The following is a 22,309-nucleotide window of genomic DNA, read 5'->3' as shown; positions in this document are numbered from 1 at the left end:
TATATAGATAAGGGTAGATATACTATAGAAATTTCTTGATGATCTCGCCAAATCTGAATACTTCTTCAAAAGTGTTATACAAAGGTACCGGTGCTATGCGTATAACGTTCGGCTCACGCCAGTCGGCAATCACACCGTGCTTCTTCAGTTGAGTAAATATCTTTTTACCGTTCTGTTTCATGAAGAGCGAAAGCTGGCAGCCGCGTTCATCAGGATTATTCGGTGTAATGATCTTGATCGTATTTTCCAGCGGATCGAGTTCTTTGAGTATAAATTCGAGATAAGAAGTGAGTGCTATACTCTTTTTGCGCAGCGCTTTAATACCCGCTTCCTGGAAAATTTCCAATGATGCCAAATGAGCTGCACCCTGAAATACCGGTACATTCGATACCTGCCAGCCATCTATACCGGGCATGGGCCTGAATCCTTTTTTCATTTGGAACCGCTCTTCTTCGAGCTGTCCCCACCATCCGGCAAAGCGCGGAAGATTTTCGTTGTTGCTATGTTTTTCGTGCACGAAGGCTCCGGCTATAGCACCAGGTCCTGAGTTTAAATATTTATAACTGCACCACACGGCAAAGTCAACTTCGTCTTTATGCAGGTTGAGCGGCACGTTGCCAACCGCATGTGCCAGATCAAAAGCCGCGAGCGCACCTACCTGATGGGAAGCGGCTGTAATAGCTTTTATATCGAAAAACTGACCGGTATAATATTGCACACCTCCTAACAATACCAGCGCTGTTTCACGTCCATGTTCTTCAATTGTTTTGAGTACATCTTCGGTGCGAAGCGTATACTCCTCTTCGCGCGGTTTTAATTCAATCAGTGTGGTATCCGGGTTTAATCCGTGAAATCGTATCTGGGTTTCGAAAGCGTATTGATCAGAAGAAAATGCACCGGCTTCTGCAATGATCTTGTAACGTTCGCTGGTAGGAATATAGAACGATACCATCAGCAAATGAAGGTTGATGGTAAGGTGATTCATAGCCACTACTTCACTGGTCTTGGCACCCACAACAGCCGCTAATGTTTTCTTGGCAAAGTGATGGTATTTTACCCAGGGTCTTTTGGCGTGAACGTGTCCTTCGCCACCCAGCGCAGCCCAGTCGTCAAGTTCCTGCTGAATATACTTTTTGGTTGTTTTAGGTTGAAGTCCCAGCGAATTTCCGATAAGATATATAGCAGGCTTCTTGTTTAAGGAAGGTATATAAAACCTGTTGCGATAGTCCCGCAACGGATCTTCGCGATCAGCTTTTTTAGCGAAAGCAAGTGAATTACTATATTTCATGAGTGTGCCTTTTTTAAATCTTCCAATCTTCTAATTTTTCAATCTTCCAATTTTCTAATCTTTCAATTTGTTTAAAACAACGAAAGCTGCCGCAGCATAGCACCCTCATGATATAGCAGCCATTCTTTATTTTCAAGCCCGCCACCATAGCCAATAAGATCTCCGCTTTTACCGATCACGCGGTGGCAGGGTACAATAATCGCGATCGGGTTCTGCCCGTTGGCAAGTCCCACTGCGCGGATAGACTTTATGTCGCCAACCTTTAACGCAATGTCTTCATACGAAACCGTTTTGCCGTACGGAATGGTAAGCAGTGCATTCCATACCTTTAACTGAAAGACAGAGCCACGCAGGTCCAGATCAACGGTAAAGAATTTTCTTCCCTTATAAAAGTATTCCTCCAGTTCTGCTATACATTGATCGGTAGCAGCGGTTGGCATCTCTTCCTGCCTGGAGTCTTTCAAAAAGTTTACCGTGATGATCTTCTCGTGCTCAGATTCAATAAGAAGCTCACCTACCGGTGATGTATAATATGCTATCCCTTTCATACAATAGATCGTGGACTGCATTATACAAATCTTGCGTCAGCTTCCATCACTGTGCCACACTTTTTGCAGGTGCGCAGTTCTTTTGATCCATAGAATTCGCGGAAACGCGGAAGAAAATCTTTCTCAATGTTATCGAGGTGAAAGCGATACTCATGCAGCTTGTTGTTGCAGTTATCGCAATACCAGATTAGTCCGTCCTGCACTTCCGGTTCTATGCGTTTACATTCAATCACTAAACCGACAGAATTAGCAGGTCGTTCGGGCCTGTGCGGGACGCGTGCCGGAAGCAAAAACATTTCTCCGGCCCGCACCGGTATATCCACCGGTTTACCATCTTCCTGTATACGCACGTTAATGTCACCCTCCAGTTGATAGAAGAGTTCTTCTGTTTCATTAAAGTGATAGTCTTTGCGGGCATTGGGGCCGCCCACGATCATTACAATATAGTCGCCAGCTTCAGTATAGAGGTTCTTGTTTCCTACCGGTGGTTTCAGAAGATCGCGGTTATCGCGTATCCACTGATTTAAATTAAAAGGTCTGCGAATGGCCATAGAAATGTTTTTAATAGCTGTGTTGCTAGGTGAACCTGTCTAATCCTTCTTAAATTTAACAACAATTCAATTATATACTCTTTGTTATGAATCTTGATTTAACCGGGAAGCGCGCAGTGGTTTGCGGCAGCACGCAAGGTATAGGAAAAGCCGCAGCACTTGAGCTTGCCTTGCTCGGTGCGCATGTTACATTAATTGCCCGGAATGAGGAAAAACTTAAAAGTGTGATGCAAGAGCTTGCTGTTAACAAGGGACAGCAACATAATTACATTGTGGCGGACTTTCAGGATCCTGATGTGTTGCAACAGAAAGTAAAGCAACATGCAGCTGCGCAGCCTGTGCATATTTTAATAAATAATACGGGAGGGCCACCCGCCGGACAAGCAATCGATGCGAAGTTGGAGGATTTTCTGAAGGCCTTTTCCAGTCACCTGTTGTGCAACCAGGTGTTGGTGCAAGCCTATACACCGGCAATGAAAGAGGCTGGTTATGGAAGGATTATAAATGTAATCTCTACATCGGTAAAAATTCCCATTCGCGGTTTGGGAGTTTCCAATACTACGCGCGGTGCTGTGGCGAACTGGTCGAAGACATTGTCACTGGAGTTGGGGGTGTTCGGCATCACGGTGAATAATGTATTGCCCGGCTCTACCATGACGGGGCGATTGGAGGAGATTATTAATACCCGGGCAACCAAAACCGGGAAGAGCTTTGATACTGTTAAAAAAGAAATGACAGAAGAGATACCTATGGGACGCATTGGCGATGCTTCGGAAGTAGCGGCAGCCATTGCTTTCCTGGCTACACCGGCCGCAAGCTATATCAATGGTATTAACGTTCCGGTAGATGGCGGCCGCACCGGTAGTTTATAGTATATATGGATAAGATCTTAAATTATATCAACGGTGCGTTGGTAGAGCCGGTATCGGCACAATACCTCGATAATTATACACCGGCAGAAGGAATTGTATATAGCCTGGTTCCGGATTCTGATGTGCGCGATGTAGCGAATGCCACTGAAGCAGCAAAGGCTGCATTTGAAAGCTGGTCAGCAATGCCTGTGGAACAAAGGTCTGCTATACTGCAACACGTTGCCAACCTCATCGATCGCGATCTGGATGCATTGGCATTAGCCGAAAGCATTGATAACGGAAAGCCGGTGTCACTGGCGAAAGCGGTAGATATACCACGTGCTTCTGCCAACATGCGCTTCTTTGCCACAGGTGCTATACATTTTGCCAGTGAAGCACACGTCACCGGCAAAGAAGCGGTTAATTATACGCTGCGAACTCCGGTAGGGGTTGCCGGTTGTATATCGCCGTGGAACCTGCCGCTATATTTGTTTACGTGGAAGATTGCACCTGCACTGGCAGCTGGTTGCACGGTAGTGGCAAAACCATCGGAGCTCACACCGATGACTGCGTTTCTCTTTTCAAAACTTTGTATAGAAGCCGGTTTGCCTGCGGGTGTACTGAATATAGTGCATGGCCTTGGGCCTAAAGCGGGACAAGCCATCATTGAGCATCCGGATATACCGGCTATATCTTTTACGGGTGGAACGGTTACCGGTAAAAAGATTGCTGCTACGGCTGCGCCCATGTTCAAGAAACTTTCGCTGGAGTTAGGAGGTAAAAATCCAAATATCATTTTTGCAGATTGTGATTGGGAACAGGCGTTGAATACATCACTACAATCTTCATTTTCAAATCAGGGCGAAATATGCCTGTGCGGCTCGCGTATCTATGTAGAGCGAAGTATATATGAAGAATTTACGCATGAGTTTGTAACGCGAACCCAAGCGCTCACGATTGGTGATCCGTTGGAAGCAGGCACACGCATAGGAGCGATGGTATCGCAGGCACATACTGAAAAGGTATTATCATATATAGAACTGGCGAAGAAAGAAGGCGGTACTATTTTAACCGGCGGCAATCGCGTAACTATACCGGGGCGATGTGCATCCGGATATTTTATTGAACCTACGGTTATTGCCGGGCTCAATCATCACTGCCGCACCAATCAGGAAGAGATTTTTGGCCCCGTAGTTACCATCATGCCTTTTGAAACCGAAGAAGAAGTGCTGGGCTATGCCAACAGTACACCGTACGGATTATCGGCTACCCTCTGGACGGATAATCTAAAGCGTGCACACCGTATAGCGGCAGGTATAAAGAGTGGCATCATTTGGGGGAACTGCTGGCTCTTCCGCGATCTGCGAACTCCATTCGGTGGCATGAAACAATCTGGTGTAGGTCGTGAAGGTGGGTGGGAAGCACTGCGATTTTTTACGGAAGCAAAGAACGTTTGTATTAAACTCTGACCGGTCTGCTGAATTTTTTATTCTTAATCTTTTAATTATTTATACCTGTACAAGCCGTATCCGATCGCGATGCTAGGAATTTGAATGGATGTACTGTATCCTTGAGGCGGCAACTGTAAATTTTATCATGAAGTTTTTCGACATCAATAGCATCATCTTTGAAGTGCTGGGCTATAAAATGAGTTACCTGGAGTTCTGGGGGTTTGTATCGGGCGCTATTGCTGTATGGCTATCCGCGAAAGCGCATCTCTGGAGCTGGCCTATTGGTATTATAAACGTAGTGCTATCGTTCTTTTTGTACTACCAGATTCAATTATACCCGGATATGTTTCTGCAGATATTTTTCTTTGTAACCAACGTGCTGGGATGGTGGCGTTGGGCGAACCCGAAACCAGGTGAAGAAGACCGCAGGAAAGAATTGAAAGTTAGTTTTATGGGGCGCTATGCTTTTATAGGTATATGTTTGGGTGGCCTGGCCGGCACGGCTGTGTTGGGCGCGCTGGCCAGTCAGTTGCATCATTGGTTCCCCACTTTCTTTCCGATGCCCAGTGCGTTTCCGTATGCCGATTCGTTCATTACAGTAATGAGCATTATCACAACATTCTTTATGATTCGTAAACGCATTGAATGCTGGGTCATCTGGATCATTGTTGATACTGTAGCTACCTATTTATACTTTGTGAAAGGTGTGATGCTCTATAGTTTATTGTATGCCGTGTTCACGGTAATAGCCGGCTTTGGTCTCTGGCATTGGATTAAAGAATATAAGAGCTATCAACCACAGTCGGTATGAAACGCGGACTTGTTATCGGTAAATTTCTGCCGATCCATGAAGGGCATATAGCCTTGATAAACTTTGCTGCAACACAATGCGATGAGTTGATTGTTTCCATGAGTTATACAGACCGCGATCCGATCGATGCTTCTTTGCGTTTCTCCTGGATCACGGAGTTATTCAAGAATAATCCTGCTATCAAACCTGCCATGGTGCGTGATGATTTTGACGATGAAGCACTGCCGTGGCCGGAACGCACAAGCATTTGGGCGAACTTCATTCGCAAAACATATCCTCCTATCGATATACTTTTCAGCTCGGAAGAGTACGGTGAGCACTTTGCCGATAGCCTGGAAGTAGCGCATATATCATTTGACCCGGATCGAAAGAAATTTCCTGTGGCAGCTTCCCTTATTCGTGCACACCCGTTTCGGTATTGGCAATATATACCGGCTGTTGTAAAACCTTACTTTGTAAAGAAAGTATGCTTTTATGGTCCTGAGAGCACAGGTAAATCTACCATGGCAAAACGGATGGCGGCATACTATCATACCGAATTTGTTCCGGAAGTAGCACGCGAGCTGTTGACATCTAACGTCTTTACATTACGGGATATTGAGGCGATCGGTCATGCACATGCCGAACGTATTCGCGAGAAAACTAAAGCAGCCAACAAGATTCTCTTCTGCGATACCGATGCCATCACCACGCAGATATACTCACAGCACTACCTGCATGCTGTACCCGATGTGCTGTACACGCTGGAGGAACAAATAAATTATGATCTGTATTTCCTGTTTGATATCGATGTGCCCTGGGTTGCTGATGAGTTACGCGATCTGGGCAATCAGCGTGAGGTGATGCTGGAAAAATTCCGGTATGAACTGGTTCGGAGAAATATACCCTATATTTTCGTGCGTGGTTCTTTTGAAGAACGCGAAGCGATCATCAGGGATGCGATCGATCCGCTGCTGGCCTGATTGCTGGGCAGGCATCAGCATTTTTTCTTTTCCAGTATCTTTTCCCAGCACCCGATGATGTGAGTTGCAGAGCTCTTAAAACCGGCGTAATTTGAAGCTTCTTTCCAGAGAAGTGTATGCAGAAACATATTTCGATCGTAGTATCGGGCCGGGTGCAAGGAGTATATTTCAGAGCCACCACGCAGGAGGTTGGGAAAAGGCTTGACCTGAAAGGTTTTGTGAGAAACCAGCCTGATGGTTCGGTGTACATTGAAGCAGAAGGTGACGAAGCAGCTTTGTCTGAGCTTATAACCTGGTGTGGAAAGGGTCCGGCCCGTGCTCAGGTAACAGACGTTGATGTACAGGACGGACCCTGGCAGGGATTTACAGAATTTGTTGTGAAGCGTTGATTGTATAGTTAATAGGATTCTCTTGCATGCCGTATAAAATAGACCTGTTTGCCGTCTTTATCCTGCTGGGAATAGTGCAGGCTATATTTCTTTCCTTTTTCTTTTTGTCGAAAGAGAATCGCAAGAACCAGCCTAATCTTTTCCAGGGGCTCATGCTGCTATCCATGGCGGCCTGTATCCTGGAAATCTTTTTAATGTATACCGGGTATATTATGGATTGCTTATTCCTGGTAGATTTCTCTGAACCATTTGCATTTGCCATCGGCCCTTCTTTTTACCTGATGATGAAGAGCCTTGTGCAGGGATCGGTATCGCGCAAAATCGTGTGGCTGAATTATACTTTTCCCATCTTGTATTTTCTTCTGATCATACCGTTCTATATTCTGCCGGATGATTTCAAGTATAACGCCTGGATATATTCCTATCACCCGAACTTGCCGTTGCGCGAAGTTTCTATCGACTATGACCCGCGCTGGCTGTGGGTAACCAATCATCATACGGAAGCATCGCTCATCAGCCTGCTGGTATATTTTATTTTAGGGATGACGGAAGTAGTGAAAGCGTTTCGCTATAAAGGTGAATTACTTCTTCGCCCGTCTCACCCTGTATTGCGGAAACTGCGTGCCAGTGCTTTGCAGATGATGGTGGCTACCGGTGCTGTGTTCATCGTTAAGTTTTTTAATATTGATGATACCGGCGATCACGTATTTGCGGCATTCATTTCGCTCATGATATATATGATCAGCTTTCGCGTCATCAGTCATTCAGGGTTCTTCCGGCATACAACTTTAACGGAGCCACAGAAGTATAAAACGTCCAGTGTAACAGCCAACGTGCAAAAAGAATTACTGGTGAAACTGGATTCGATCATGCTGAATCAGAAGCCTTATTTACAGTCTGGTTTCTCGTTGCCCGAATTGGCGCAGCAGCTCAATACCACCGTGCATATACTGTCGCAGGTGATCAACGATGGGTTGGGAAAGAGTTTCTTTGAAATGGTAGCCACTTATCGCATTGAAGAAGCGAAGCGATTGCTAAAAGAGCAGCCTCATGTTAAAGTGGAAGAGATAGCAGAGCAGGTTGGGTATAACTCCAAGTCATCGTTCAATACAGCTTTCAAGAAGATAGCCGGTAAAACGCCTTCCGAATATCGTGCGGCATAATCCATAATTACATCATAACAGAAGGTCGTTCTTCTACATGTCGCTTGCGTGCCCTGTAACGGACAGTTCCTTTACCAACACCAAGTAAAATTAATCCGCTTAGGCCGCAGAGCGCCATAATGCCTACCATGGGCACCGCAGTGTTGTTATGCAATGCACTTACTGCGGCAGAAGCAAGTCCGCCAACACCCATGCGTATACTGCCCTGAATGGCAGCTGCACTTCCGGTAAGTTTGGTGAACGGTGCCAGTGCGAGTGCTGTACTGTTCGGACCGGTTAACCCCTGGCCAATTAAAAATACAAACATGATGGCCACCAATCCATACTTATCGTACCATCCATAGTAAGTGCCAATTACCATAACAGCGCCTACAAAGGTTTGGGAGATCAGCGTCACTTTTACAATCTGCTGACTGGTATATTTCTTCAACAATATATGATTAAGTTGTGTAGAGCCGATAATGGCCGATGCTACAATGGTAAATATCCAGCCATATTCCTGTTCGCTGGTATGATAGAGATTAATGAATACATCAGACGAGCCGGCTATGTATGCGAACGGTGCAGCAGTAGCAATACCACCAGCAAATGCATAGATCAAAAATTGATGTTGTTTGAGAACGGTAGCGAAGTTGCTCATTACGGCTTGTGGCTTGAGCGAGAGTGAAGCATCCGCCCTTCGTCCTTCCGGCAGGAAGAAATATATACAGATGGTGATGAGGATCATAACAGAAGTAAGAATCACAAACACCACCTGCCAGCCAAAGGCAACTGTAACGTAACCACCAATGGTAGGAGCCACCAGCGGTGATACTGCGATAACGAGTGTAAGCGATGAGAATGCCTGCGCTGTTTTTTCAATCGGGAAGAGATCACGCACCAGCGCCTGCGAAGCTACCATACCGGCACAGCCTCCCAGTGCCTGCAGAAAGCGCATAAAGATCAGCGCATGAATGGAATGCGTCATGGCACAGCCAATGGATGCAATAATATATATTCCCAATCCTGCATATAATGGAAGGCGCCTTCCGAAGCGATCAAGCAACGGACCGTACAGTAACTGGCCAATGGAGATACCGATCAGGTAGCTGGTAAGTGAAAGCTGCACCTGGTCAATCGTGGTATGGAGATCCTTCGCGATGGATGGAAACCCCGGAAGGTACATATCGATCGAAAAAGGACTAATGGTTGAAAGCGCCCCAAGAATCAGTATAACAACCAGGTGTTGTTTTCGCGTCATATAGTGTAAATGGGTTGCAAGATAGCAATGCAACCAGGCAGTAGAAGGTGTTTCGGCAATAAATGGTTCCCTGATTTTTCTATTACGTGCGGTAACATAGTATCATAAAATAAAAAGCCCGCGATTGCTCACGGGCCGTTTTCAAAGAAAGAAACGAATGGGTTGTTTAATTCTTTGTGTTAAGATCGGGCAGTACGAAATCATCGAGTGCGCTCGGCTGTTTCATCAATGCCTCAATGTCTTCTACTTTGCGCGGTGCTGATACGGATAAATGCTCGTAACCGTCTTTGGTAATGAGGTAGTCATCTTCAATGCGCACGGCAATGCCCCACCAGCGCTTATCGCAGTTGGAGTTTTCCGGAATATAGATACCTGGTTCAATGGTGATTACCATGCTTTCCTGCAGCTTGTCGTAAGGACCACGGTCGTGCACATCCAATCCGATGTGGTGACAGCATCCGTGCGGGTAATATAAATGCTTTTCGTTTTCGGTTTTAATGATGCCGAGGTCTTTCAAACCTTTGTTCACTACGATGCGCGTTGCCATGGTAAGATCCTGGAACGTAGCCCCCGGCTTGCATACTTTCATCGCTTCTTCCTGGGCTTTCAACACCAGTTCATAGATTTGCTTTTGCTCCGGAGAGAATTTACCGGAGATCGGTATCGTACGCGTAATGTCAGCAGTATAGCCATGGAACTCTGCACCGAGGTCCATCAATATCAATTCCTTGTTGGTTACGTTGGGCTTATAGTTGTCAATGTAGTGCAGTATACATCCGTTGTGCCCGGCACCGACAATAGAAGGATAGCCGAGGTCTTCCGCCTGATATTTCTTGAACACAAATTCATGTATACCCTGTATCTCGCGTTCAGACATACCGGGCTTCATGGCTTTCATGACCTCACGCTGTCCCATGCAGGAAATGCTTACGGCTTTGCGGATCATATCAACTTCTTCTTTCGTCTTGAAGCCGCGCAGGCCATCCATGATGTCGGCAAGCGCCTGCATGTTCAGGTTATTCTTTTCGGGTTCACGCGTTACAGTAAGACCTTTCTCTTTGGAAGGATAATGCACCTTCATTTTAAACTGATCGATAAGATCATACAGGTCTGAAGAATCGCGCGGATCGTTGCGCACATCATTCTCAAAATCGAAGAACAATATCTGGTCGAACCTGGAGAAATCTACATTGTACTTTTTGAACTCCGTGTTGTTGAAAGCCTGCTCCAGGCCAAGCTGATCTTTTACTCCCTGATCGCCCAATCTGCGGCCTGTCCACATTTCAGCTTGTGTGTTGCGTGGCTGCACGAAAATGATCTCGTTGTATTGCGTTTTGTTCGCGGCCGTTTGCATGTCTTTAAAAACAAACAGTACAGCGTCTGGTTCTTTATAGCCCGTCAGGTAAAAGAAGTCAGGGTCCTGGTGATACACAAAGTCTACATCGTTCGCGCGGTTGCGCACCGGGTTGGCAAAGAATACAGCTACCGAATTAGACGGTAATTTTTCGCGGAGCTTGGCTCTACGATCTTTGTGAAATTCCTTGTTCAGAAAATCATTCGGCATATCGGAGTTCTGCGCGAAGCCCGTAACTGTGGCCAGGAGGAGAACGATCAGGATAAATTTTTGCATGTAGGTGTTAATGAGGTTTGTAAGTTCGTGAAAAGTATTTGCTCCTGTATACAAGACTTTATGTCCGGCCTTGATTGATGGCGAGTGGTTACAGGTATATAAATTATATAATTTCTTCGAGGATAAAGTCTTTGCCTTGCCCGTAGCGGATCAGCTCTTTCAGGTGATAGCGCTCCAGTGTAAGCAGGTCTTTTACCTTGAAATCGCCATTGGCCAGCACACTTTCGATGATAAATTCGTGTTGCTCACCAAAATTGATCAGTCGGTATTTTTTGCCGGTTCGTAATACATCAAATGAAAGACCTGCCATGTTCTGATAATGATTGTAAAATATAGGTGTTGAAAAATTATGCCTGAAATTTATTTTAATCTGGACAGGTCAAGTTCAAAGCCGGGAAGTATAGTTTCTCCAGAGAGTACGGCATCGAAGTTGGGCACTTCATAGATGGTATCGCTTTGGTAGATATAGGCTTTCTGTTCAATCGGATCAATGAGCCACGCCAAACGACAACCGTTCTTGATCCATTGCTGCATTTTGTCTTTCAGTACCATGAGTGAATCGGATTTGGACCGCAGCTCAATAACAAAGTCAGGGCATAGCGGTGCAAATTTTTCCTGTTGCTCGGTTGTGAGATTATCCCAGCGTGCCTTTTCGATCCACGCTATATCGGGCGAGCGCATCGATTTGTCGGGCAATATAAAACCGGCCGAAGAATCGAAGCCATAACCCAGGTGCGATTGTGCATCATTCCATACCCAAAATAATCCACTTAACTTCAAATTCAGATTACTTGATTTGCTTCCAACGGGAGATATAATGATCAGTTGTCCTTTACTATCACGTTCTATGCGAAGGTCTTTATTGGCCGCACAGAACCTGTACAGTTCATCATCAGTGAACTGATCTTGTTCAGGAATTCTCAGCGTCAACATGTCCATGATCAAAAATACAAAACGCCTGCTATAAATCCTCTTCGCGTTCCAGCATCAGAATAGAAGCCTGTGGCACAATGAAATACTTCTCATCTTCATACATCACTTCTATAGCACCCTTCTGCAAAAAGATAGCAAGGTCGCCTTCCTGCGCCTGCAACGGCAAATATTTTACCTGCTCTTCTTTGCCTTTCCACACTTCATCTTCATCGGCCGGCAAAGGCAACGGATAGCCTGGACCAACTTTGATAACGTAGCCACTCTGAATTTTTTCCTTCTCCTGAACCCCCGGCGGAAGGTATAGCCCGCTGGCGGTTTTATCAGATTGTTGTGTGGGCTTGATCAGTACGCGGTCGCCCACCACAATAAGTTTTTTAAGTTTATTGTCTGCCGTAATCTTCATTTTTGTCTTAACACATTTAATCTTTCCGCTGCAAATATCTTAAACATTCATCATTCCGTACTAATTTCCCTGAGTATCATAATAACCACAGACCACGGATGTACGTTGTCTTTCTAAAACAAAAAAGGAGGTACGTTCATCTCAAGTCTATATAGAATCAACATATCCATAAATACCCATGTAAAACTCAAACAAAACCGATTTTGACCCATGAAGAAAATCTGCTCATTAGCCCTGTTGTTCAGCCTGCTGGTGCACGTTGTGTCGGCCCAGATCGATGCAGGCTTGCTCCGCTTTCCGGATGTTTCACAAACGCACATTGTATTTACCTATGCCAACGATCTGTGGGTAGTGCCCAAAGTTGGCGGTCTTGCCTACCGGCTCAGTTCGCCTGCCGGTGTAGAAACGTTTCCGAAGTTCTCGCCCGATGGAACCCAGATCGCCTTTACCGGCAACTACGATGGTAATGAAGATGTATACGTGATACCAAGCCTCGGTGGTATACCGAACAGGCTCACCTATCATGGACTGACCGATCGCGTAGTGGATTGGTATCCGGAAGGTAAACATATACTCTTTGCTTCGCCGCGCGAAAGCGGACGCGAGCGGTTCAATCAATTTTTCAAAACCTCATTGGCGGGTGGGCTACCTGAAAAACTCGCGCTGCCGTATGCCGAGTTTGGAAGTATATCGCCCGATGGAAAACAGATTGCGGTAACATTTCGCACACAGGTGTTTCGCACATGGAAGCGCTATCGCGGAGGATGGAATGCCGAGATACACCTCTTTAACTTTGAAACGCTCGCCTCTGAAAATATATCCGCAAATACAGATGCTGCCGATGAGCTCCCGATGTGGCATGGAAACAGTATATATTTCCTGTCCGATCGCGGCCCCGAAAATCGCATGAACCTGTGGGAGTATAATGTTACTACCAAAGCATTCCAGCAGCTCACTACTTTTAAACACTATGATGTGCACTTTCCGTCACTCGGGCCTGAGGATATCGTGTTTGAAAATGGCGGCAAGCTATATCTCTACAATCTGGCATCGAAGCAACCCAGGGAAGTAAAAATTGAAATCGTGACTGATGGCGCCAGCCTGAAACCTACCATTGAAGCAGCTAAAAATATAGAGCATAGCTCGATATCGCCGGATGGTAATCGTGTACTGATCGAAGCGCGGGGTGAAGTCTTTAATGTGCCTGCTGAAAATGGTTTTGTGAAGAATGTAACGCAGTCCTCAGGCGTTGCAGAGCGATACCCGACCTGGTCGCCTGATGGTAAGTATATTGCGTACTGGAGCGATCGTTCCGGTGAATACGAATTGACGGTTCGCGATACAAAGAACGATGGCACCGAGCGCAAGCTCACCGCTTATGGTGCCGGCTTCCGGTATAATTTATACTGGTCGCCCGATAGCAGGAAGGTTGCGTTCATTGATAAAGCGATGCGTATTAAAATTTTTGATCTCTCCACCAACCAGACAACGGATGTAGACCGCGGATTGCGCATGATGCATTTTGGCCTCGAAAATTTCTCGGCAAGCTGGTCGCCCGACAGCCGCTGGCTGGCCTATGACCGCGACATCGACAATGGACATCAGGCGGTATATATATTCGATTATCAATCGAAGAAGCTCACGCAGGTTACCAGCGGATACTATAGCGGCCTCGATCCGGTGTTTGATGCAGAAGGAAAACATTTGTTCCTGCTCACCAATCAATACTTTCAGCCATCTTATAGCGACATTGATAACACGTTTATATACCCGAATACTACCAAGATTGCAGCGATATCATTAAAGAAGAGTACGCCTTCGGTACTGGCGCCTAAGAATGATGCGGTAAATGTGAAAGAAGAGAAGAAGGAAGATGCAAAATCATCTGACAAGAAAAAGAAAGATGGCGATGAGAAGTCAGACGATAAGAAAGATGAGAAGAAGGAAGAAAAAATAAAGCCGGTAGAAATAGACCTCGATGGTTTGGAAACACGTCTAGTAATGCTGCCGATCGATCCGGGTAATTATGGCAACCTGCAAACGGTGAAAGGTAAACTACTATATCAGCAGTTCCCAAACACAGGCTCTGATGGAAAGACCCGTCCTGTAAAATATTTTGATCTCGAAAAGCGCGAAACAAAAACGATCATCGACAACGCTGATGGTTTTGAAGTGTCAGCCGATGGCAAGAAGATATTAGTCCGCAAAGACAACGGGTTCTATATTGTAAAGGTGGAGGAAAATCAAAAGGCCGATAAGAAGTTACGCACGGATGAGATGCAATTGCTGGTAAATCCACGTGAAGAGTGGAAGCAGATTCTTACTGATGCATGGAGACTGGAGCGCGATTACTTCTACGATCCGAATATGCACGGTGTAAACTGGAATGCGGTGAAGGATCAATACCTGAAAATGCTGGCCGGTGCTATTACACGCGAAGAAGTAAACTTCGTACTCGGTGAAATGATTGGAGAGCTGAATGCATCGCACACGTACAGAGGTGGTGGCGATGAAGAGAGTACACGCCAAATGGCCGTTGGATATTTAGGTATAGATTGGCAAGCCGATGGGCAATACTATAAAGTAAAGAAGATTGTTCGCGGTGCTCCGTGGGATGCAGAAGTACGTTCTCCGCTTGATCAACCCGGTGTTGATATAAAGGAAGGTAACTATATATTGGCTATAAATGGTGTAGCACTTACTGCCAGCGCCGAGCCACATGCCGCACTGCAAGGACTTGCCGGCAGAACGATAGAGGTTACTTACAACACAACGCCATCGTGGAGTGGTGCAAAGACTGCTGTTGTAGAAACGCTGCGTGATGAAGCGCGCCTTCGCCACCTGGCGTGGATCGAACAAAACCGTAAGCGCGTAGAAGAAGCAACCGGTGGTAAAGCAGGCTATATCTATGTGCGCAGTACGGGTATAGATGGACAGAATGAGTTGATCCGTCAATTCAATGCACAGCTTGATAAGAAATCACTGGTAATTGATGAGCGCTTTAATAGTGGTGGTCAGATACCCGATCGTTTTATTGAACTGCTCAACCGACCGCCCGTTGTATTCTGGGCGATTCGTGATGGTGCGCAGTGGCCGTGGCCGCCTGCCGGTAACTTTGGTCCGAAGGTAATGTTGATCAACGGATGGAGTGGTAGTGGTGGTGATGCCTTCCCGGATTATTTCCGTAAGGCTGGGTTAGGCCCGCTGATCGGTGCACGCACGTGGGGTGGATTGATCGGTATCAGCGGTGTACCTTCACTCATTGACGGTGGTGCTGTAACGGTACCTACCTTCCGCATGTATAACCTTGATGGTACATGGTTTAAGGAAGGCCACGGGGTTGATCCCGATATAGCAGTAGCCGAAGATTTGACGCAAGGTGCGAAAGGCATCGATACACAACTGGAACGCGCCATCGTTGAAATACAAAATCAATTAAAGACAAAAGGCTTCACTATACCCAAGCCACCGGCTTACGAGGTACGTTAAGGTATAGTTTTGTTATTAATTTAAAAATATAACTAAAAAGAGCCCGCAGATTATGCGGGCTCTTTGTTTTGTTAAGATCATTAGCGCAAGTATATATTAGCTTGATTTAGCCTCCATCATACTTTGTTCCCGGCGATATGTCCACGGTGGTGTCGGGTTGTTATCTTTCCAGAGGCCTTTCCCTTTTTCCTGTGCGCGGGCGCGATGGGCTTCAAACTCCGGATCAGGATTTCGCTCGGCAGTCCAGGCAAGGCCCTCTTTCAACAGATCAACGCGTGGATCAACCGATCCTTTGATGAGCACAATGCCGAGGTAATTTCCCCAGCGATCTTTACCGGTAAAGTTTACCGTTACTTTTTTATTTAGCGTTAGCTTTTCTAAATATTGACGGGCTTGTTCACCAAACTCTTGTGTTATCTCAGGGCAGTCAATGCCGGCAAGCATTACTTTGTGTATCTCATTATTATCGGCTGTTACCTCCAGGGTATTGCCATCGATAACAGCAGTTACTTTACCGGTTACAGTATCGTATGCCATTGTCGAAGCAAGGCTTACGAAGAGCAGCAGCAGGGTTATTTTTATAGTTTTCATTTCATTGATATTGACGCATTCAAGTTGACAAATCTTATACAGTTAGAACGATGATTTGCCAGCGTTAGCTTCCGCGTGTAAGATTTACCAGTGGGTTATACAACTACATACAAAGCAAAAACCCGACCATCATACCAATAGTTGCGTTTTGCGCTAAAAACACAGAGCAGCTCCTGTTAAGAAGCTGCTCTGGTATATATCTGGGATTGTAAAACTATCAGTTCGGGATCACTTGCAATACGTATCGATCTGGAAACGTGCCTTGGCATCGCCAAACTCAACTGCTTTGCGCCAATCGAAGCAGGCTTTGTCTTTTTCTTTCATTTGATAGTAAAGATTGCCGCGTTGTTTATAGTAGGATGCATTTTTAGGATCGAGCTTAATGGCTTCGTCCAGATCAGATACACCCGCGCCATAATCTTCCAGCTCCGACTTGCAGTTGGCGCGATTGTAATATGCAATGGCATCTTTCGGATTAAGGGTAAGTACTTTGTTGTAATCTAATATAGCACCTTCATAATCCTGAATAGTTTCTTTAATATACCCGCGATTGAAAAGTGCATCTGCATTTTTAGGATCGAGCTCGATCGCTTTGTTCAACTCAATAATAGCTGACTTAGTATTTTCAAGTGCAATGTAGGCGCGTCCTTTGTTTACATAAAGAGTAACGGAGTTCTCTCCGGCTTTCTGTGCATTGTCAAAATCGCTGATGGCCGCTTCGTATTCAGTGGCTTCCAGTTGCATGAGGCCGCGCCTCAGGTAAGCGTCTTTATCTTTTACACCCGCATTAATAAGTTTGTCGTAATAGTCGCGCGCAGGCACAAAACGTTCTGTGTTATAGTAACCATCGGCCAATAATTTGTATAAAGCCGGATCAGGCGTTTCCGATAATTTTTCAACTTCACGGAAATCTTTCACGCCTTCGTTGTATTTCTTCAGGCTATAGTAAGCTTGCCCGCGGTTTTCGTATGCCCGGGTATAATCAGATTTTCGGTCGATCGCTTCTGTAAAATCGGCAATAGCCGCCTGGTAATTTTCCTGCTTGGTGTATGCCTTGCCCCGGTTGTTAAACAGCACAGCATCTTTCAATCCCAAGGCTATAGCTTGAGTATAGTCTTGTATAGCGCCCGGTAAATTGTTGGTGCTGAATTTGGCATCGCCGCGGTGATAGAATGCCGTGGCAAGCTTCGGATCTTTTTCAATGGCCTGGTTAAAATCGCTAATGGCGCCATCCAGGTTTTTGCTATCGTATCTGCAATGGCCGCGCATGTCAAAAGCCAATGCATCGCCGGTTCCGGTAGTGATTGCTTTCTCTAAGTCAGGCAACGCTCCTTTAAAATCGCGCTGATAATATTTTGAAGCACCGCGTCTGTAAAAGAGATTCGTGTCGCTGGCTCCGCTGGCAATCACTTTATCAAAATCAGGAATTGCTTTCTCATAGTCTTTCAGCTCAAACAACGAATTGGCGCGCGCGGCATACAGGTTGATGTCTTTGCTGCCGGCATCAATGGCTTTGGTAAGGTCTGTTACTGCACCGGCATAATCTTTAATGTTATACTTGGAAGTACCCGACATAACAAACTCTTCGGCTCCAGCTTCGTTGCGGGCAATGACAATGGCGAGGTTGGTAATAACATTCGCATAGTCTTTCAGCTGATAGAATGCTGTGGCACGATTCTTCAGAGCTTGTGTATAATCTTTCTTGATGCCGAGGGCACGATCGAAATCAGCAATCGATTCTTTTGCGTTGCCGGCATTGAGTTTGGCTTTACCGCGATTGTTGTAGATAATCTCATCGTTGGCTCCCAATGTAATCGCTTTATCATAAGCGGTGATGGCTCCGGCAAAATTACTTTGCTTGAAGCGCGCATTTCCCAATTGATAGTATATTTCTTTATTCTTGCTGTCGAGCGAAGCAGCTTTCTCCAGGTGAGGTATAGCTTCTTTATCCTTCTGTGAAGCCAGATACGACAGTGCCAGCGCTTCGTACGCGGCCAGATCGGCTTTACCTTTCTGTGCTGCCTTCTCAAGGTCAATAATGGCAGAAGTATATTCACGCTGCTGATACGAAGATTTACCGCGCTTTAATGGTATATCATCTTCTTTTTCGCCTCCCATTTCTGCAGCAGTCAGTGCTTCAATGGCGCCTTTATAGTCATTGGCATCGTAGCGCAGGTAGCCGGCATATAGTGCCACTTTGCTGTCTTTTACACCTGTCTGCAACGCCTTATCGAGATAAGGTTTGGCTGCATCTTTTTTGCCGAGCATGTAGTTGGCTATACCAAGCATCTTTAGCAAGTCGGGCGTTTCGCCTTCGCTTGTTTTTGTCTTTTCAAGATCCGCTACGGCACCTGCATAATCTTTCAAGGTATATTTCGCCGTGCCCCGGTTGAGTATCGCTTTGGTATAACTCGGATTCAGTTGAATGGCTTTGTCGAAGTCTGCAATTGAACCTTGTGCATCGTTGAGGTTGAGTTTTGCTTTACCGCGATTGTTATACAAAATGGCATCGTTGCTGCCGAGTTTAACGGCGTTGTCGTAATTTTTAATGGCATTGGCGTAGTCGTTCTTCATGAACTTGATATCGCCTATATTTTTAAAAGCCTCGGCATCGCTGGCTCCCAGGGATATGGCCTTCTCCAGATCGGGCAATGCCTTGTCGTAATCTTTTTGAGCAAACTCGGCGTTGCCTTTGTAGAGGTATATTTCTTTTGAAGCTGCACCTGCGTTGATGGCGCGGCTCAATGATTCAATCGCCCCTGCATATTCTTTATTCTTATACTGGCATGTTCCCAGTTGCACGAATACCTCTTTATCGGTAGCCCCCATGGAAGCAGCAGCGGCCAGGCTTTTAGATGCTTCCGTGCAGTTACCCACAGCGGCCATGCTTAACCCGAGCATTTTGAATACATCTTTATCCTTTACACCTTTCTGAACAATTTTATCGAGTGCATCGGCAGCGCCTTTGTAGTTCTGTAAAGTATACTGGGCTGTTCCGATCTTCTGGTATATTTCGTTGTCTGATCTTCCGCTGGCAATCAGTCTTTCAAAATCGGTTATACTTCCCTTCCAATCCTGCACCATATAGCGGGCCTCTGCACGATTTTCGATGGCCTTGTCATAACCCGGACGGAGCTCGAGCGCTTTATCAAAATCAGGAATAGACCCTTTGTAATCCTTCAATACAAATTTTGCTTTGCCGCGATTATTGTAGAGTATAGCATCAGCTTTACCGGTAGCAACGGCTTTGTCGTAGTTGGTGATCGCTTCACGATAATTTTCCATGCGGAATTTACCGTTGCCCAGGTTCACATAAGTGTCGAAGCTGTTTGCCCCCATCGTGACAGCTTTTTCAAGATCAGTAACAGAACCCTGGTAATCGTTCAGGTTGTAACGGGCGTTGCCGCGATATTCAAAAAGCTCGGCTGTATTGATGCGGGCTTTTACCGCTTCGTCCAGATCGGCTTTGGCTTTGTCGTATTCCTTGAGATTGTAGTAGGCCACGCCACGCTTCACGAATACTTCCTTGTTGGTAAAATTGGAATTGATGAGCTGCGAGAACTGCACCACCGCATCGTTGTGGGCGCCCGCCTTGAGTTTTTTAAGGCCGACTTCCCACTGCACCTGCATTAAGGAGTCAGTCTTTTGGGCAAAAGAGAAAAAAGTAACGAAAAGCAACGCTACAGCCAGGAATAATACTCTCATGGATTTTGATAATTGTCCGGAAACAAATTTATCAATTTTTGGGCTTCTGGCCTTTTTTGGCTGCAGGCTTCTGGCTACTGGAAATGGAGATTAAAGCTGTTCCTGGCTTTCTACCCACTCGACTCTCCAACAGCCGGAGGTCAGGAGCCCGCAGCGCTCCCCGGCTATTTTCGCACAATCAGCAGCAAGTCCAGCGCATCTGTAGCATCGTCCACTACAAGGTAATCGCTGTGGTGTATGTCGGTAACGAGCTTGTTATCGGATGTCTGGAGTTTATTCCGGTTCCAGCGATTCAGAATTTCGTAGGGAAGGCGCAGCACGGCTGCCGGTAAACGATATTGAAGATTGAGTATATCAAACCGGGTGATGCGCTCTACGGATTTTTTATTCTGTTCGTAATACGCCATCACCTTATCGTTGCCGGTTATACCTTTCATTTCCGCGTGACTGAATATTTTTTCTGCGAGCGACTTTAATTCCTGTGGCAGGTATTCGCGTATATGCCAGGGGTTGCGCGAAAGCGACATTTTACGGTTGGGCGTAGTGATCAGCGCGATGCCGCCCGGCTTTAGCACGCGATGTATCTCTTTCAAAAAAAGAAAATCGTTCTCAATGTGTTCGATCACCTGGAAACTTACCACGCGGTCGTATGCGTTATCCTCCAGTCCGGAGAGTGGAGGTATATTCATGCTGATAAACTTACCGGAAGGGTAGGTCTTGCGAAGTTCGTTAATAACCGGCTCGATCTTGTCTACCGCGGTGAAGCTTTTGGCCAGCGGCAACATGGAGGCAATGCCACGACCTTCGCCGCAACCTACTTCGAGCACATCGCCTTGCAGATAATCTTTGGCCACAACATACGCTTTGAATAAGCGTTGATGAATGGGATTATCGGAAGCTATCTGCTCGCTGGTAATTTCGGTAGTATAAACTTTAGCCATATCGGCCGCAAAGATAAGAGGTATTGGCGAGGTACAACGCCGTTTTACCAGAATTGAAACCGGCCACTGATTTAACACTTCGTTCTCTGTTCCTCGTACTTTTATATTATTTTCATCCAATGAAGCGATTTCTATTACTGTTCATTTTCCTGGGATCCGTATCCTACGCCCAGACTCTCCGCGATATCAATTATAGTTACCTCTATGATCCTACGCAGCCTGTTACGCTGGATATCAAGTTGATACGCAAAGCGGATGCATGGGATGTTTTTTACAAGCTTCAACATCGTGATTCACTGGTTACAGGCCTTACGATAGAATGGTCTACGCGCACAAGCCTGAATGAAAAAGAAGGCCCGGTTGTCAACGCCGCATCCCCAAATAAAGAAGGCAGTCTGCGGGTTCCTGTTTCGGCCTCTGTGCAATTGCTGGTGGCTAAGGTGGTGAGTGCTACGGCCAAGCAGGCATGGTTGTTCTATCGCGTGCTGGACCCTAAATATCCATCGAACGGATGGCTCACATCAGAAGGGCAACCCGTATTGGTTCCTTTTGTAAGAGGCGATAAACCGTATCGTGTGCAGGGAGCAGACCAGCCGCTGATCGTGTCGCATTACAGAGATACTTTCCCGGCAGCCAATCCGGCTTTTTCTGAAGCACTTGGAAAAGTAGCTCCTATACTAAAAGTTGATTCGGTTTTTGTTATTCAGCCAGACCAGGATTTTATGGCTCCTAACCAGGGACTATACCTGGTGCAACGCGATACTACTTCGGCAGAAGGTTTTGCCTTTCGTGTACAACATGATTATCCACGACTTACCAAACTGGAGAGCCTGGCCGATCCATTTATCTATGTCTGTACCCGCCAGGAATACGACCGCCTGAAACAAACCCGTGGCGACAAGAAAGCTTTTGATAAAGTTATACTCGGCATTACCGGAGATGCAGAGCGTGCCAAACAATTTATGCGCACGTATTTCAGAAGGGTTGAGCTGGCCAACCAGTTTTTTACTTCTTATAAGGAAGGCTGGAAGACCGATCGCGGCATGATCTATATAGTATTTGGATTGCCTGAAGAAGTATATAAATTTTCCGATCGTGAAGTCTGGAATTACAAGAACAGCAGCTATAAAATATCATTCGATTTTGTAAAGTCGCCTACACTCTTCGATCCGGATAACTATGTATTGCTCCGCGATAAAAAATATACACAAACCTGGTATGAGGTGATTGATCTGTGGCGCAATGCGCGATTCTAATTGTGGCTGCTGGCTGCAAGCGCTACTGGCTACTGGAATTCAGGCCACGTTCTACCTTACACAAACGTGGCTCATGAGAAATAAAGACATGGCAGGCAAAACATGAC

The 22,309-nt window shown here is 45.9% G+C and carries 19 protein-coding genes; 8 read left to right on the top strand and 11 right to left on the bottom strand.

The window, feature by feature from the left end:
* Positions 1-22 precede the first annotated feature (22 nt).
* The 3 genes from kynU to V7Q33_RS04900 form a co-directional block, all read right to left on the bottom strand.
* The gene (gene kynU, locus V7Q33_RS04910) at positions 23-1,288 is read right to left on the bottom strand and encodes a kynureninase (protein ID WP_331979270.1); all 1,266 of its coding nucleotides are present in this window, start codon (positions 1,286-1,288) and stop codon (positions 23-25) included.
* A gap of 71 nt (positions 1,289-1,359) precedes the next feature.
* Positions 1,360-1,836, bottom strand: coding sequence for a methylated-DNA--[protein]-cysteine S-methyltransferase (locus tag V7Q33_RS04905; RefSeq protein ID WP_333819073.1), 477 nt, complete (start codon positions 1,834-1,836; stop codon positions 1,360-1,362).
* Between the two features lie 20 nt (positions 1,837-1,856).
* Positions 1,857-2,387: a 3-hydroxyanthranilate 3,4-dioxygenase gene (locus tag V7Q33_RS04900; protein ID WP_333819072.1), complete on the bottom strand. Its 531-nt coding sequence runs from the start codon at positions 2,385-2,387 to the stop codon at positions 1,857-1,859.
* A gap of 86 nt (positions 2,388-2,473) precedes the next feature.
* Between V7Q33_RS04900 and V7Q33_RS04895 the strand changes: the two genes are divergently transcribed.
* The 6 genes from V7Q33_RS04895 to V7Q33_RS04870 all read left to right on the top strand — a co-directional run bounded on the left by V7Q33_RS04895 (position 2,474) and on the right by V7Q33_RS04870 (position 8,014).
* Positions 2,474-3,259 (top strand): SDR family oxidoreductase, encoded by a 786-nt coding sequence (locus V7Q33_RS04895; protein ID WP_333819070.1) that lies wholly within the window; start codon positions 2,474-2,476, stop codon positions 3,257-3,259.
* A gap of 5 nt (positions 3,260-3,264) precedes the next feature.
* Positions 3,265-4,707 carry an aldehyde dehydrogenase gene (locus V7Q33_RS04890; protein WP_333819068.1) on the top strand — a complete coding sequence of 481 codons (1,443 nt, stop codon included), beginning with the start codon at positions 3,265-3,267 and terminating at the stop codon, positions 4,705-4,707.
* A 127-nt stretch (positions 4,708-4,834) separates the two neighbouring features.
* Complete coding sequence (gene pnuC, locus V7Q33_RS04885) at positions 4,835-5,500, top strand: nicotinamide riboside transporter PnuC (protein ID WP_331979260.1); 666 nt, start codon at positions 4,835-4,837, stop codon at positions 5,498-5,500.
* On the top strand, positions 5,497-6,462 hold the full coding sequence (locus V7Q33_RS04880; RefSeq protein ID WP_331979258.1) for an AAA family ATPase: 966 nt from the start codon (positions 5,497-5,499) through the stop codon (positions 6,460-6,462). Before pnuC ends, V7Q33_RS04880 begins: the two co-directional genes overlap by 4 nt.
* A gap of 116 nt (positions 6,463-6,578) precedes the next feature.
* Positions 6,579-6,851, top strand: a complete 273-nt coding sequence (locus V7Q33_RS04875) for an acylphosphatase (RefSeq protein ID WP_331979256.1) — start codon at positions 6,579-6,581, stop codon at positions 6,849-6,851.
* 26 nt (positions 6,852-6,877) lie between these two features.
* Positions 6,878-8,014 carry a helix-turn-helix domain-containing protein gene (locus V7Q33_RS04870; RefSeq protein ID WP_333819067.1) on the top strand — a complete coding sequence of 379 codons (1,137 nt, stop codon included), beginning with the start codon at positions 6,878-6,880 and terminating at the stop codon, positions 8,012-8,014.
* 7 nt (positions 8,015-8,021) lie between these two features.
* Here the strand turns inward: V7Q33_RS04870 and V7Q33_RS04865 are convergent, their stop codons facing one another.
* The 5 genes from V7Q33_RS04865 to V7Q33_RS04845 all read right to left on the bottom strand — a co-directional run bounded on the left by V7Q33_RS04865 (position 8,022) and on the right by V7Q33_RS04845 (position 12,220).
* Complete coding sequence (locus tag V7Q33_RS04865; RefSeq protein ID WP_331979252.1) at positions 8,022-9,254, bottom strand: multidrug effflux MFS transporter; 1,233 nt, start codon at positions 9,252-9,254, stop codon at positions 8,022-8,024.
* A gap of 166 nt (positions 9,255-9,420) precedes the next feature.
* Positions 9,421-10,884 carry an aminopeptidase P family protein gene (locus tag V7Q33_RS04860; RefSeq protein WP_333819066.1) on the bottom strand — a complete coding sequence of 488 codons (1,464 nt, stop codon included), beginning with the start codon at positions 10,882-10,884 and terminating at the stop codon, positions 9,421-9,423.
* A gap of 103 nt (positions 10,885-10,987) precedes the next feature.
* Positions 10,988-11,194 (bottom strand): hypothetical protein, encoded by a 207-nt coding sequence (locus V7Q33_RS04855; RefSeq protein WP_331979248.1) that lies wholly within the window; start codon positions 11,192-11,194, stop codon positions 10,988-10,990.
* A gap of 50 nt (positions 11,195-11,244) precedes the next feature.
* On the bottom strand, positions 11,245-11,817 hold the full coding sequence (locus tag V7Q33_RS04850; protein ID WP_333819065.1) for a Uma2 family endonuclease: 573 nt from the start codon (positions 11,815-11,817) through the stop codon (positions 11,245-11,247).
* A 28-nt stretch (positions 11,818-11,845) separates the two neighbouring features.
* On the bottom strand, positions 11,846-12,220 hold the full coding sequence (locus tag V7Q33_RS04845) for a co-chaperone GroES (RefSeq protein ID WP_333819064.1): 375 nt from the start codon (positions 12,218-12,220) through the stop codon (positions 11,846-11,848).
* Between the two features lie 210 nt (positions 12,221-12,430).
* Here V7Q33_RS04845 and V7Q33_RS04840 point away from each other — a divergent pair, with 210 nt between their 5' ends.
* Positions 12,431-15,709: a S41 family peptidase gene (locus tag V7Q33_RS04840; protein ID WP_333819063.1), complete on the top strand. Its 3,279-nt coding sequence runs from the start codon at positions 12,431-12,433 to the stop codon at positions 15,707-15,709.
* A gap of 96 nt (positions 15,710-15,805) precedes the next feature.
* On the opposite strand, the gene V7Q33_RS04835 is transcribed toward V7Q33_RS04840, so the two are convergent.
* From V7Q33_RS04835 to V7Q33_RS04825, 3 genes are all read right to left on the bottom strand, one after another.
* Positions 15,806-16,300 (bottom strand): thermonuclease family protein, encoded by a 495-nt coding sequence (locus V7Q33_RS04835; RefSeq protein ID WP_333819062.1) that lies wholly within the window; start codon positions 16,298-16,300, stop codon positions 15,806-15,808.
* Positions 16,301-16,528: 228 nt separating this feature from the next.
* Positions 16,529-20,005 carry a tetratricopeptide repeat protein gene (locus V7Q33_RS04830; protein ID WP_333819061.1) on the bottom strand — a complete coding sequence of 1,159 codons (3,477 nt, stop codon included), beginning with the start codon at positions 20,003-20,005 and terminating at the stop codon, positions 16,529-16,531.
* A gap of 164 nt (positions 20,006-20,169) precedes the next feature.
* Positions 20,170-20,946, bottom strand: coding sequence for a methyltransferase domain-containing protein (locus V7Q33_RS04825; RefSeq protein WP_331979237.1), 777 nt, complete (start codon positions 20,944-20,946; stop codon positions 20,170-20,172).
* Between the two features lie 119 nt (positions 20,947-21,065).
* Between V7Q33_RS04825 and V7Q33_RS04820 the strand changes: the two genes are divergently transcribed.
* Positions 21,066-22,202 (top strand): GWxTD domain-containing protein, encoded by a 1,137-nt coding sequence (locus V7Q33_RS04820; protein WP_333819060.1) that lies wholly within the window; start codon positions 21,066-21,068, stop codon positions 22,200-22,202.
* The last annotated feature ends 107 nt before the right edge of the window (positions 22,203-22,309 follow it).

Source organism: Ohtaekwangia sp. (genome assembly GCF_036786105.1).
In the GTDB taxonomy this organism is placed as follows: domain Bacteria; phylum Bacteroidota; class Bacteroidia; order Cytophagales; family Cyclobacteriaceae; genus Ohtaekwangia.
The sequence above is the reverse complement of the archived record's forward strand: the minus strand, read 5'-3'. Positions and strand labels throughout refer to the sequence as shown.